Origin of the sequence: Desulfobulbus oligotrophicus, assembly GCF_016446285.1 — a bacterium.
Classification (GTDB): Bacteria; Desulfobacterota; Desulfobulbia; order Desulfobulbales; family Desulfobulbaceae; genus Desulfobulbus; species Desulfobulbus oligotrophicus.
Genome location: NZ_CP054140.1, coordinates 2,780,001 through 2,792,957, shown reverse-complemented (window position 1 = coordinate 2,792,957; position 12,957 = coordinate 2,780,001). Strand labels below are relative to the sequence as shown.

The window sequence follows — 12,957 nt, the reverse complement described above, 5'->3', positions numbered from 1 at the left end:
ACCTGTTCTGCGATATACAGCGATGTGCTATTGGCGACCAAACCCGGGGATATAGAGCAGACGCTCAATCTTTTTCAAACCCGCCATTGCCAGAGTAACCAGACCCAGATAGTAGATGCCGATAACGGTAAACACTTCAGTAAAACGAAAGTATTCTGTGGCAACTGTCTTGCCTTCACCGGTGAGTTCCATACAGGTGACAACGTACGCCAGTGATGAGTACTTGATCAGGTAGATAATTTCGTTGCCGCAGCCGTAAAGCGCGCGACGGATCGCCTGGGGAAGAACGATTGACCGGATGGTCTGCCAGCCCGTGAAACCAAGGGCCTGGGCGCCAAGGTATTGACCGCGTTTGATTGACAGCAGGGCACCGCGGACATACTCCGACTGATAGGCGCCGCTGCAGAGAATAAAACCAATAACCGCTGCCGCATACGGGCTGAGATAAAGACCGATGTTGGGCAACCCGAAGTACAGAATAAAGAGCTGGACCACCAGAGGCGTGCCACGAAAGAGGGCAGCGTAACCATCACCGAGGCGACGACATATCGGTCCGCTGTAGACGCGCAGACTGCCGACTGCTGTGCCTATGAAGAGCCCTCCGACAGCTGAGGGCAGAATGAGGGCCACACTCATCAGTAAACCCCGGTTGAGGGCGGTGAACAGTTCCTGATAAAAAGGAGAAAATCCCTCCATCATCTTTTGCCGTCGGACAGTTCATTCAAACGGTCGCAAAATCCCTGACTTTTGCTGTTGCTTCCGGGTGCCAGTAAAACAGAGGGATGGCCCTGTTCAACAATACTTCCCTGTTCCATAAATAAAATTTCATTGGCCAGAGTGGCAATCAAACTGATCTGATGGGTTGCCATGAGCATAGTCATGCCTCTGGCCGCCAGATTTTTAATCACTGCAATCACTTCGCCGATCAGTTCAGGATCAAGGGCTGAGGTGGGTTCATCAAGGAGCAGGGCTTTCGGATCCATGGCCAGGGCTCTGGCCATGGCCACCCGTTGCTTCTGCCCACCGGAAAGCTGGGCAGGGTAGAGTTCTGTCTTGTCAGCCAGTCCCACCTGTTCCAGTTCGAGCCTGGCCCGTTTTTCCGCTTCCCGGCGACCAATCTTTTTTACTTTGCGCAGTGGTATGGTGATATTGTTGAGGGCGGTTAAATGATCAAATAAATTAAAATCTTGAAAGATCATGCCCACTTCCTGGCGAAGTCTGCATAAACTGATTTTGCTGGTCCGATCAACTACTCTTCCATCCAGAAGGATCTCCCCCTCATCAGGGTAGGTCAGGCAGTTGATGCACTGTAACAGCGTGGATTTACCGCTTCCTGACGGTCCGATCAGCACCTTGATTTCACCTTGGTGCAAGCGCAGACTGACACCCTTTAATATGGTGGCGTTGTCAAAAGATTTGTAAAGATTGTCGATTTGTAAGATAGGCGGCATATCTGTGGTCATTGTAAACCATGGTGACTGTACCCGGGAATCTGCACCCGTTGTTCAAAGTAACGGAGCGCGGCGACCCCGAGCCAGGTCAGAAGAAAGTAGAGGAGACCGGCGACGATATAAAGTGGCAGGTGCTGGTAGGTCCGTGAGGCAACAAACTGAGTACGGGCCATGATCTCTGGAGCTCCAATGACAAATGCCAGGGCGGAGTCTTTAAGGATAATTGAGTATTCGTTCGACCATGCAGGGACCGAGAGACGTAATGCCTGCGGCAGGATGATGGTGCGAATAGTTTGAAAATGACTCATTCCCAGTGCGCTGGCAGCGTTGAACTGCCCGTGTGGGAGGGCAAGAATCGCTCCTTTGAAGATGTTCGCCTGATAGGCCCCGGTGGTCATACCCAAGACCAGTGATACGGAGACCAGGGCGTTAAAGGGAAGGTTGAGATAGGGGAACAGGCCGAAGTAAAAGAGAAAGAGGAGAACCAGCACGGGTACTCCCCTGAAAAACCAGACATACAGTCCAAGAAAGAAGCGTAAAATCCGATTACCGTAAACCAGGCCGACTGCTATGTTCACACCAAGTAACAGACCAAAAAACATGGCTGCCAGCACGATAGCCGCTGTGTTGAAAAATCCCGACATGAGGTAGGGCAGAGCATCAATGACAGTGCTGATACTGCTTGGCATAATGAATACCGGTTATCGGTTACAACAGGGGCGGACCTGAAAAAGTGTGGAGCCCGTCATTCCCGGTTCTTATTTGTTGAGTTCATACTTGTTTTTCAATACCTCCCAATGCGGTGAGGCCATCAGTTTTTTCAAACTGGTATTCACTCGATCCAGAAGCTCGCCGTCCTCTTTACGAACCGCATAACCAAAATCTTCCTGCGGCATGCCGATGGATCCCAGAACCTGCACGGCTTTTTTACCGGCAGCGTCCATAGCTGGAGCATCGTTCATGGCTGCAGCGTCGATTCGACCGTTCAGGAGATCTTCAACAGCCAGTGGCGAGGAGTTGTAGTATTTGAGCTCATAGTTGAAATGCTGTGCAGTGATCTGCTCTTTGAGCCACTTTGCCTCAGAAGTCCCCTGTTGCACCCCGATAACTTTCTTGCCTTTAAGCAGGGTGTCTACAGTCAGCGGTGAATCTTTTTTGACCACAAACACATTTTTTATAATCCAGTACGGCAGGGTAAAGTTGACCTGTTTGGCCCGTTGTGCAGTGATGCTCATACCACTGGCAATGATGTCGATTTTTTTGGTCAGCAGACTGGTGATGATTCCGTCCCATTCAATGGGTTGATGACTGACTTCGACTCCCATATCTTCAGCGATCCAGTTCATGGCCTCGACATCAAATCCGCTTGGTTGTCCGGTTTTGTCGATAAAGGCAAAGGGCGGGAAGTTAGCGTCAATACCGTTTAGGAGTTTGTCTGCAGCAGAGGCTTGGTTGGTTGTGAACAGCACGATACTTAAAAGGAGGAAGCATATTCTGATCATGAGGGTATCCTTGGTAATGGGAGGTAGAAGATGACCATTGGCGCAAACGTTATCACACTGCTGCATAGGACACAGTTATTTTGGAGCGGATTCCGACAGATTAATAGTGAAGCCGGTACAAAGTGTCAACGGGATTTACCCGGATCGGTTGACTTCGAAAAAGAGCATACCTGCAAAGAATTTATGAACGCTGCGGATGATGGTTGCGTTACCCCTGTTTACGCGCGTCAAGTTCATTCCACCGATCGTACAGCCGGTCAATCTTATCCTGCAGCTCCTGTTGTTCCTGCCAGTGTTTTTGTAACTCAGAAGGGTTGGCCACTATTTCGGGTGAAGCCATCAATGTCTCTACCTGGTCCAATCGGACTTCAGCGGCAAGAATCAACTCTTCCATCTGGTCATATTCCCTCTGGTCCATGTACGAGAGTTTACCGGGTTTGGACCTGGGAGCTACTTTTTTACGAGGGGTAGCAGATGTGTCAGGTTGATCTTTGTCGGGCTGCGCAGAAAGTGCTGCAAGCCACTGTTCATAGTCGGCAAAGTATTCGGCATTGCCTGATCCATCAAAACCAAGCACCAGGGTACAGACACGATCAAGGAGGAAACGATCGTGAGTAACGAGTACCACAGCACCGGGAAATTCACACAGGCTCTCTTCAAGCACGTCAATGGAGGGGATATCAAGATCGTTGGTTGGTTCATCCAGCAGGAGAATGTCCGCCGGCTGCAACATGAGCCTGGCAATGAGAATTCTGGCCTGCTCACCGCCGGAAAGCCGATAGACAGGTGTTTCCAGTTGATCGGCACGAAACAGAAATCGTTTTGCCCAGGTAACCACATGGAGCGACTGTTCCTGGTAGACAACACTGTCACCTTCCGGAGCCAGAGCATGCCGCAAAGTGATCTCCGGTTCAAGTTGCGCGCGGCGCTGGTCGAAACTGACGATGCGAAGCCCATCTGCAGTGATGATGGTGCCCTTGTCTGCCTTGAGGCCGCTCTGACGGACGGATGCGGCCAGGATGCTCATCAGGGTTGATTTGCCGCTGCCGTTACGTCCGAGGAGTCCAAGGCGCATGCCCGGCGAGAGGGAGATGTCGAGATTGGAGAAGAGGGTGGTTCGGTTAAACGTTTTGGTTAATCCGGTTGCGGTGAGCAGTTTCTTGGTTTTCCGGGCAGTGGCATCAAAGGCTAGGTCTACCTGGCCGGTTGCTCTGTTTTGATGCCGAACTTCGGTTAATTCTTCCTGCAGCCGCTCAGCCTCTTCAGTTCGAAAACGGGACTTGGTCGTTCGTGCTTTAGGCCCGCGGCGCAACCATTCGGTCTCTCGTCGTAACCGGTTGGCCAATCGCTCTTCCAGATTTTGTCGTTGCTGGAGATAGCTGGCTTTTTTGTTAAGAAAATCGGTATATGTTCCACGCACCTGAAAGGATCCTTCCGGATAAATCGGTGCAAGTTCGATCACACGATTGACCGTGTTTTCAAGAAAACGCCGATCGTGGCTGATCATGAGAAAGGCGGTGGGGCTTTCGGGAAGGGCCGTGTTCAGCAGTTTTTCAAGCCAGAGTATCCCTTCAATGTCGAGATGGTTAGTCGGTTCATCCATGAGCAGGACTTCGGGACGCTGCAGCAGTACCCGACAGATGGCCAGGCGTTTGCGCCATCCTCCGGACAGTTGACGGACCGGTATGTTTGGATCAGTGAACTGGGCCCGGCTGAGAAGAGCGTTAATTCGGTTATGCTGTTCAGCCTCCTCATCAAGGCCTGTTGTCTGTACTGTGTGGTACAAGTTTTCAAAGCAGGTTGCAGCTTCGTCAAAGGTGTCGTCCTGTGGTAAGTAGCCGATTCGCAACAGTTTCTGCGTATACACTACACCACTGTCAGCCTGCTCCAGGCCACAGAGAATTCTGAGCAGAGTTGATTTGCCGGAGCCGTTGGGACCTATCAGGCCGGTTCGGTCACCGGGATTGACAACTAAAGTGACGTCGGTAAACAGCGTTTGAGCACCAAAGGCTTTAGCCAGTCTCTGGCAGCTGAGCAATGCACACATAACGTGAAAAAAACGATGCAGGCCTATTTCTTTTTATGTCGAGCCGATTCAGTCAATATCACCGTTCAGGTTGATATCGTCGGCACGAGGATAGGATCCGAGCAGTTCGAAGTAGGCACAGATTTGTCGGAGAATATTGCAGGCTTCGTAAATCACCGGATCCTCAATATGACCGAGCATATCAAGAAAGAACATGTAACTCCACTGTTTGTCCTTCGTCGGTCGAGATTCGATTTTGGCGAGGTCAATGTTTTTGGCCGAGAGAATAGTCAGAATCTCATTGAGAGCTCCAGGACGATTGATCAAGCCGATGAGGATCGATGTTTTGTCGTAACCGCTTTTTTTCGGTGATTTGCGGCCGATTACCAGAAACCGGGTGGTGTTCCCCTGGTAGTCTTCAATACCGGGAATAACTACCTGCAAATTGTACGTATTGATAGCCAATGAGCTGGCAATAGCCCCGACATTGGGATTGTTGGCAGCCATCTGAGCAGCGGTCCCGGTGGAGAATACATCCAGTGTGGGAATCTTGGGTAGATGCTTGCGCAGCCAGTTGCGACACTGTGCCAATGGCTGAGAGTGGGAGGCAACGGTCTGAATATCTTCGATATTTCCCGACCGATTGACCAGATTATGGGTGATGGCCAACTGGATTTCCCCACAGATTTTGACCTTGTATTTGAGAAAAGCGTCCAGAGAGTAGGTAACCGCACCCTCAATGGAGTTTTCGACCGGTACTATGCCATATTGAACACGTTCTTTTTCCACCTCTTCAAAGACTTCGCCAATTGATTCCATAGGCTGATATTCGGCCGTTTGGCCAAAATATCTGACACCTGCCAGGTGTGAGAAAGTAGCTTCCGGACCTAAGTAGCCGACCGTTGCTTTACGTTGCGATAGCCGACAGGTGGTAATAATCTCATGAAAAATCGAGCGTAATGCCTTGTATGGAAAGATATCGTTGTTGTTTTTACGCAGCCGTTCATAAATTTCCAGTTCACGCTGTGGATCCCACTTCGCCCGATTAGACTCATTCTTCAACAGGCCGATGGCTTTGGCGCAATCAAGGCGTTCTTTTAAAAGCTCCAGAATGGTGTCATCAATCTGGTCAATACGTTCTCGTATTTGCGGTATATCTTGTTTCTCGGTCATGATATTCAATGGCTTTAAAGGTGTCGGAAGAGTGCTGATCAGCACCTTCAACAAGATCTGTCATCAACGGCAACCAGCAGGCGACTATAGCATTGATTGCGATGGTTGAAAACAGTTAACCAGACAGTTGTAATTGACCTGATACAAAACATGCGGCACAGGTTGGCATGGTTTGCCTGTTTGTCGGAGATATCGGCATGTTAAGGAAATAAACGGGGATGTACAGACAGCTTCAAAAAATAGCTTGTACGTTTAACACACCCAAGGGATTCCGGTTTTAAGAAGCTGTCAGTAAAAAAATGACCAGGACGGCCTACTGTACGTTTTGAACGACTTTTGTGGCATCGGATCAGAGCAAACGCCATCTTTTTCAGATGACAACAGGTCTCTTTATCTCGTGTTTTCACTTCGCTATCAAATAACCAGGAGTATATCAAGATGGGTACTCAACAACCGTACAGTCACTTGTTTTAAATATCTTGTCTCTTAAAATGATAGTGGAACACTTTCTTAAAAACAGTTAAAAATTATTGGTCATCATTTGGGTACGTTCAAGAAGTCCATCCCCAGGGCACAGGAGAAAACCCATGTTTGTTTTCGGTTCTAAATGCCCGTCCTGTCGCGGCACAGATGTAACCGCCCGTCCCGCAGCCTCCGGATTTGCCTGGTTGCCGGTTATCCGGAGCTATGGATGTACACGTTGCCGGCAGCAGTTTTTCACTTTTTTCTTCGTATCAATCAGCAGGGAGCATCGCCGCTTTCCCCGCAAACATCTGCCGGCATTTTTTCTGGCGCGCATCTCCGGAAAAGATCAACAGTATGCCCGTATCAAAAATATCAGCGAAGATGGTATTTCCTTTGACCAGCACTACAATGCCCCTCCCCTCGGATCGAATGAATTAACTGTCGATCTTTACAACTGCAATGACGGGTCCTCATTGGAACAGCTGCCCACTGAAATACTGGCGATAACAGAGTATCTTCTTGACACAAACGGCATCAAAACCACGGTTCTGAATTACAGCTGCCGGTTTACCAACCTGACGCAGGCGCAGAAAAAGGTTCTCCGTTCCTGCCTCAATCAATTCGGCACGTGAAAAAGATTTCCATGTAGGCTTTTAGATTTCGGTGAAATCCGAGGGCTGGTGGCGGAGATATTTCAAAAAGCGTGCTTTTTCATAACTGTTGGTATACGCATCTTCAGGACTGATCTTCTTCTTTTCCAAAAGCTCAAAAATAGCGTCATCTAGAGTCTGCATGCCGAATTTCTTGCCGGTTTGCATGATTGAAGGAATCTGATAGGTTTTTCCCTCACGAATGAGGTTACGCACGGCAGCTGTACAAATTAAAATTTCAAGTGCTGCAACGCGTCCTTTGATATCGGCCCGCTTGAACAGTGTCTGAGAAACAACGGCCCGTAACGCATCGGCCAATGTTGAACGGACCTGACCCTGCTGATTGGCTGGAAAAATCTCCACCACACGGTCCACTGTTTTCATCGCATTCATTGTATGGAGAGTGCCGAAAACAAGGTGGCCTGTCATCGATGCCTCCATGGCCAGCGAAATCGTCTCTAAGTCGCGCATTTCGCCAACTAAAATAATATCCGGATCTTCACGGAGCGCTCCTCGTAACGCTGTAGAAAAACTCTTGGTATGTGTCCCTATTTCGCGGTGGTTGATGATACAGTTTTGACTCTTATGAACGAACTCGATAGGATCTTCGATGGTAAGAATATGGTCTTTTCTTGTTTTGTTGCATTCGTCGAGAATGGCGGCAAGCGTTGTGGATTTACCTGATCCGGTGGGACCGGTAACCAGCACCAGACCTTTTGGGAGAGCGGCCAGTCTGGAAACAACCTTGGGGAGCCCTAACTGTTCACAGGTGAGAATGTCGCTGGGGATTTCACGAAAAACAGCTCCGATACCATACTTTTGCTGGAAAAAGTTGCAGCGATAGCGAGCCAGTCCCGGAATCTCGTAACCGAAATCCAGATCACCATTTTCTTCGAAGATCTTGATCTTATCTTCCGGGCAGATCTCATACAACATACTTTTCAGGGTATCGTTGTCGAGAATTTTGAATTTTACCCGTTCCATGTCACCGCGAATACGCAGAACAGGTTGTTGGCCGGCCATCAAGTGAAGATCAGAGGCTCCTTCATCATTCATCAACTTAAAAAAAGCATCTATTTGCGCCATTGGTTCTACTCCTTCAAGCATCTAATAAGCAGTTCATGAAACATCTTCTTCTAGGGTATCAAAAAGTTGCGGCAAAGTTGAAGGAGAACTCGACCTCATATTCACTTTTTTGAGGGAAGTGCTATTTTGTGCCATCAGCGTCTGCTTGTTTGATCAGATACTTTTAAGCCGATTCAGTAATTATTTGCTGCGCCCGATGTTTTTGGGATACTGTAGCGGTCGCTGCCTCCAAAACTTTTACTGCTGCCTGTTCAGCCAGCCTGCTTTTTTTCATGTGCAGGTAAATCCGACTGAGAAGGAGCCGGCCTTCCATGTGGTATCGTTGGAGTTGCAGACATCGCTTAACCGCTGACAAGGCCTCGGTTTCGTTCATAAGACAAAGCAGTGCCCGCGCCAGTCGATACCAGTGATCCGGGTTCTGATTGTCAAGTTCCAGTGCTTTTTGACAAAGATCCAATCCAAGACTGTCACCTTCACCTGACTCAACATACAGTAACCCCAGTGTACTTAAGGAGACACTGTCATGCGGAAAGAGCTGCAGTGCTTTCTGGCAGGCCGACTTCGCGTCTTCATGACGACCGTTCTCAAAATAAGACTGGCCTAATAATCGGTAGAGGAGGTATTCGTTTTCACTGCCCGGGCAGGCTTGCCATTGCTCAAGCACGGCTTGAGCTTTCTTGTGTGCACCGCATTCAGCGTACAGTTTGCCAAGCGGGATCAATAGATCTTGCGGAGCAAAACTCGTTGTTTCCAAGCCTTGATAGGCCAGCTCGAAGCTCTGCAGTGCCAGATCTTTTCTTCCTAAAGTCTGCTGTACATGTCCGAAGTTGATCAGCGCCATATGGTTAGCCGGATCTTTTTGCAGTACATTTTGAAAACATTCCGCTGCCCGCCGTTTTTGTCCGCACTCGATGAGGGCGACCCCCAGACTGTTCATCAGGTTTATATCATTCGGGTGCAGGCGGAGGCCACGGCGGTACTCGCGGATAGCCGTCCGATAATCCCCCTCATCAAAAAAAACATCGCCACTGATATTGAGACTGATGTGGTCGAAGAATACAGTGGTTCCGGCACCTAAATACGAACTGTGCAGAAGAGCTTTGAGACAGTTACCCGGTACATCATGCTTGGTAAAATCTAAACAGGGCCATGAGGCAACTCCTATGGTCAGCGATAATCCGTTGTTATAAAGTTCTTGATATCTGTCCCGGATGGCATCCACCTGCAGCCGCACTTCTTCAGGATCGCTACCGGGGATAAGCACAAAGGTAAGGTTGTCATCTTCGCCGATATACTCACCCAGGTGTTGGGGCAGGGCTATGGAATTTGCCTCAGCCGGGCCGGTAAACGGTTCTTCGGTGCCGGCCTGACGGGAGATCAGCACTAAAGAGAACGCAGAGAGCGCGCGCCAACGCTGGGCAAGGCGTGCTGACAGGGTTGGGTTATCAAGTTTAAATGGATGATCCGGTCGGTTCTGCAGGATCTCCACGTCACAGAATCCAAAGGGGCCTCGTTGTTCGGCGACAGTCAGAGCCTGCCAGATTTTTTCAAACAGGCTGTTTTCATATTTGCTATGATCCGAGCCAAGCTTGGCAAAGCTCACCTGAACCTTGTGCAGACCTTCTCTTTTCAGTTGCTGTTGCAGATAACGGGTCTGTCGGAGAGCCTGTTCCCGATTTTCGAGCGCCAGTGCTACCCCAAAAACTCCATAACCAAAAGTAAAGCAGGGACTTTTAGTTAAAACTTGCAAAAGGTCGGCTGTTTCACGCAATTTTTGCAAATTACCGATTGCAGATCGTCTGTAAAAAACAGTGTTGATTAAAAGAAAAAAAACAGGTTCTTCGAACTTCGTGCACTGTATAAATGCTTTTGCTGCATGGCTGTTATAGAGATCAAGGTTGGTATCTTTGTACTGTAAGCAGGAGAGTTCCAATATGGAAAGCAGGTCTTCTCCTGTTTTTTGAAGCCATTGAGGAGACATCTTCTTGAGCAATTCCGGATCAACATCGGTAATAACCAATGCAATATGTTCTTCAGACGGTAATGTTAAAGGGATAATGATTTTGTCTTCTGACAGGTGAGGCTTGAGGACTTGGTGGGGTAATTCGGAAAACGGTACTTCATCTTGATCTGTTGAATGCAACTGTAAGGCATGCAGGGATCCATCAGCATCAAGACGGGCAAAATAGACGGTTGCCGGCAAAGACAGGGAGCGTTGTGCTTCATCTGCAATGAACTGGTGTAAAGTATAAAAATCAAAAAGAGATAACATGTCGATGTAATGATGTTAAAGAGTTGAAGATGTCGTGATTATTGAGAGTCCAAGACCAGTGCGGAGTGAAGACCGGCTGCAAGAGCAGGCATTTCCTCATCTGCAACTGTTCTCATGTCGATCAGTAGCTGCTCTGCCTCTATCCGTGCTAAAACAGGTACTGTTGTTTGCCGTAATCTTTGCTCAAGTTGGCTGGTCCGCAGTTTTATGGGGCGTACAGCTACAGCCCAACTCGGTAGATTTTGTTCCGGCACGGCCCCCCCGCCGACCTGAGAAAAGGTCGGCAGCAGGTCCAGTTGACAATGATCCTGCATCTGGGTGACGTACGTTTCAATAAAGTGTACTGCTCGTGACCGTACTGCTTCTTCCGGCGCCGTAATCATTGCTAATGTCGGAATTTCCTTCAGTGCATGGGTTTCATCAAGGTATAGGCGCAAAATAGATTCCAGGGCAGCCAGCGTGAACTTATCAATGCGCAACATCCTGTTCAGAGGGTTTTTTTTAATTCGATCAATCAGCGTCTTTTTTCCAACAATGATGCCTGCCTGTGGACCACCGAGTAATTTATCGCCACTGAAAGTAACAATATCAATACCGCTCGCCACAACCTCCTGGACAAGAGGTTCTTTGGTCAGCCCATATTGACTGAGATCAACGAAACATCCTGATCCCAGATCTTCCATGACAGAAATACCATGAGTTGTTCCGAGTTGCGCCAACTCTTTTGCTGAAACATCACTGGTAAAACCGATTATACGGTAATTGCTGCAGTGCACTCGAAGAAGTAGCCCTGTTTCAGATGTTATTGCCTGCTGGTAGTCGTGATAATGTGTCCGATTGGTCGTGCCAACCTCAATAAGCTTGGCTCCACTGCGATCCATAATGTCGGGTATGCGAAAAGATCCACCAATTTCGACGAGTTGACCTCTGGAAACAATCACTTCTTTGTCTTTTGCAAGCGTATTGAGAACCAGAAAGACAGCGGCAGCGTTATTGTTAACCACCAGGCTTGCCTCGGCACCGGTTAGTTCGCATAGTATGGATTCTACGTGTTGATAACGGGACCCTCGTTTCCCGGTTTCGAGGTCGAGCTCAAGGTTGCAGTACCCCTTGTTTAATGAAACCAAGGTGTCCAAAACCGATACCGGCAAAAGAGATCTGCCCAGGTTGGTGTGGATGATAATGCCAGTACCATTAATCACCTGTTTGAAATGCGGTTGATGATAACGCCGGATAAAGACAGTTAATTCGTCAAGAATCTGTTTTTTGGTAGAAGGTGTTCCAATTGCCCCTTTGCCTGTCAGTAATGTCTGGCGCAACCTGTCGAGGTAGAAACGCGTACAGAATTTTAAACGCTTTAAGGGGATATCGGCCAGCTGTTCAGAGGCGGAGAGAAACTGAAGGCTTTCATGAACATTCGGGAGTTCTCTGAGAAGAGTATTTTTAGATGTGGACATGTATGACCCCGGCATATGGGATAAAAAGTAAAATCTGTTGTCATGTACAGAAAGATAGACCAGATTTTATCCGAAAGCATTCCGGAGGACACTGGAAATTCGGAAAGATCTTTGGCCGGTATAATATTTTTTAAAATTACGATGAGTTCTTTTTTTATATTGACATGTATTTTTTGTTCAGGTAAATAGCCGTCTCCTTTTGGGGCACGTGTCATGTTTTGTTTTTGGTTGTTCCTCAAATTTTATTATTGACACGATGTTTTTAAAAGGTTAGATTGAGTTCTTGCAGCGTTTGATTCGCTGTTTTTTATGAGATGGCCTTTGGCCGTCCTTGATCTTTGAAAACTGAACAGTAAACGAGCGGGCCAAGTAATTGGTTTTGATTTGGATAAGTCCAGTCTTTTGTGATTGGCTAGGATATTTAACTGGAGAGTTTGATCCTGGCTCAGAACGAACGCTGGCGGCGTGCTTAACACATGCAAGTCGAACGCGAAAGGGACTTCGGTTCTGAGTAGAGTGGCGCACGGGTGAGTAACGCGTAGATAACCTGTCTTTATGTCTGGAATAACACACCGAAAGGGGTACTAATACCGGATATTCTTGTTTTTCATAAGGCATGCAAGGAAAGGTGGCCTCTATTTATAAGCTACTGCATAGAGAGGGGTCTGCGTACCATTAGCTAGTAGGTGGGGTAATGGCCTACCTAGGCGACGATGGTTAGCGGGTCTGAGAGGATGATCCGCCACACTGGCACTGGAACACGGGCCAGACTCCTACGGGAGGCAGCAGTGAGGAATATTGCGCAATGGGGGGAACCCTGACGCAGCGACGCCGCGTGAGTGAGGAAGGCCTTCGGGTCGTAAAGCTCTGTCAAG

Annotated in this window: 10 protein-coding genes and 1 rRNA gene (1 of these 11 cut by a window edge); 2 read left to right on the top strand and 9 right to left on the bottom strand. The window is 48.4% G+C overall.

Annotation, left to right across the window (positions count from 1 at the left end; all coding sequences use genetic code 11):
* Positions 1-27: 27 nt before the first annotated feature.
* The 6 genes from HP555_RS12755 to pheA all read right to left on the bottom strand — a co-directional run bounded on the left by HP555_RS12755 (position 28) and on the right by pheA (position 6,152).
* Positions 28-696, bottom strand: a complete 669-nt coding sequence (locus tag HP555_RS12755) for an amino acid ABC transporter permease (RefSeq protein WP_199264566.1) — start codon at positions 694-696, stop codon at positions 28-30.
* Complete coding sequence (locus HP555_RS12750; RefSeq protein ID WP_199262955.1) at positions 696-1,463, bottom strand: amino acid ABC transporter ATP-binding protein; 768 nt, start codon at positions 1,461-1,463, stop codon at positions 696-698. The genes HP555_RS12755 and HP555_RS12750 overlap by 1 nt, the downstream gene beginning before the upstream one ends.
* On the bottom strand, positions 1,460-2,140 hold the full coding sequence (locus HP555_RS12745; protein ID WP_199262954.1) for an amino acid ABC transporter permease: 681 nt from the start codon (positions 2,138-2,140) through the stop codon (positions 1,460-1,462). The genes HP555_RS12750 and HP555_RS12745 overlap by 4 nt, the downstream gene beginning before the upstream one ends.
* Before the next feature lie 69 nt (positions 2,141-2,209).
* Positions 2,210-2,953 (bottom strand): ABC transporter substrate-binding protein, encoded by a 744-nt coding sequence (locus HP555_RS12740; RefSeq protein WP_199262953.1) that lies wholly within the window; start codon positions 2,951-2,953, stop codon positions 2,210-2,212.
* A 208-nt stretch (positions 2,954-3,161) separates the two neighbouring features.
* Positions 3,162-5,000, bottom strand: a complete 1,839-nt coding sequence (locus tag HP555_RS12735; RefSeq protein WP_199262952.1) for an ABC-F family ATP-binding cassette domain-containing protein — start codon at positions 4,998-5,000, stop codon at positions 3,162-3,164.
* A gap of 48 nt (positions 5,001-5,048) precedes the next feature.
* Positions 5,049-6,152, bottom strand: a complete 1,104-nt coding sequence (gene pheA / locus HP555_RS12730) for a prephenate dehydratase (RefSeq protein WP_199262951.1) — start codon at positions 6,150-6,152, stop codon at positions 5,049-5,051.
* A 587-nt stretch (positions 6,153-6,739) separates the two neighbouring features.
* On the opposite strand from pheA, the gene HP555_RS12725 reads away from it, so the two are divergent.
* A complete protein-coding gene (locus HP555_RS12725) occupies positions 6,740-7,249 on the top strand; it encodes a PilZ domain-containing protein (protein WP_199262950.1) in 510 nt (169 codons plus the stop codon).
* A gap of 21 nt (positions 7,250-7,270) precedes the next feature.
* Here the strand turns inward: HP555_RS12725 and HP555_RS12720 are convergent, their stop codons facing one another.
* From HP555_RS12720 to selA, 3 genes are all read right to left on the bottom strand, one after another.
* Complete coding sequence (locus tag HP555_RS12720) at positions 7,271-8,353, bottom strand: type IV pilus twitching motility protein PilT (RefSeq protein WP_199262949.1); 1,083 nt, start codon at positions 8,351-8,353, stop codon at positions 7,271-7,273.
* Positions 8,354-8,516: 163 nt separating this feature from the next.
* Positions 8,517-10,625 (bottom strand): tetratricopeptide repeat protein, encoded by a 2,109-nt coding sequence (locus tag HP555_RS12715; RefSeq protein WP_199262948.1) that lies wholly within the window; start codon positions 10,623-10,625, stop codon positions 8,517-8,519.
* A gap of 38 nt (positions 10,626-10,663) precedes the next feature.
* Complete coding sequence (gene selA / locus HP555_RS12710; RefSeq protein ID WP_199262947.1) at positions 10,664-12,082, bottom strand: L-seryl-tRNA(Sec) selenium transferase; 1,419 nt, start codon at positions 12,080-12,082, stop codon at positions 10,664-10,666.
* A gap of 422 nt (positions 12,083-12,504) precedes the next feature.
* Here selA and HP555_RS12705 point away from each other — a divergent pair.
* Positions 12,505-12,957: ribosomal RNA gene (locus HP555_RS12705) — 16S ribosomal RNA — on the top strand; it runs 1,107 nt beyond the window's last position.

Excerpts from the sequence above, each read along its gene's own strand:
- selA (WP_199262947.1), bottom strand. The coding sequence starts at position 12,082 with ATGTCCACATCTAAAAATACTCTTCTCAGAGAACTCCCGAATGTTCAT.
- HP555_RS12725 (WP_199262950.1), top strand. The coding sequence starts at position 6,740 with ATGTTTGTTTTCGGTTCTAAATGCCCGTCCTGTCGCGGCACAGATGTA.
- pheA (WP_199262951.1), bottom strand. The coding sequence starts at position 6,152 with ATGACCGAGAAACAAGATATACCGCAAATACGAGAACGTATTGACCAG.
- HP555_RS12750 (WP_199262955.1), bottom strand. The coding sequence starts at position 1,463 with ATGACCACAGATATGCCGCCTATCTTACAAATCGACAATCTTTACAAA.
- HP555_RS12755 (WP_199264566.1), bottom strand. The coding sequence starts at position 696 with ATGGAGGGATTTTCTCCTTTTTATCAGGAACTGTTCACCGCCCTCAAC.
- HP555_RS12720 (WP_199262949.1), bottom strand. The coding sequence starts at position 8,353 with ATGGCGCAAATAGATGCTTTTTTTAAGTTGATGAATGATGAAGGAGCC.
- HP555_RS12715 (WP_199262948.1), bottom strand. The coding sequence starts at position 10,625 with ATGTTATCTCTTTTTGATTTTTATACTTTACACCAGTTCATTGCAGAT.
- HP555_RS12740 (WP_199262953.1), bottom strand. The coding sequence starts at position 2,953 with ATGATCAGAATATGCTTCCTCCTTTTAAGTATCGTGCTGTTCACAACC.
- HP555_RS12735 (WP_199262952.1), bottom strand. The coding sequence starts at position 5,000 with ATGTGTGCATTGCTCAGCTGCCAGAGACTGGCTAAAGCCTTTGGTGCT.
- HP555_RS12745 (WP_199262954.1), bottom strand. The coding sequence starts at position 2,140 with ATGCCAAGCAGTATCAGCACTGTCATTGATGCTCTGCCCTACCTCATG.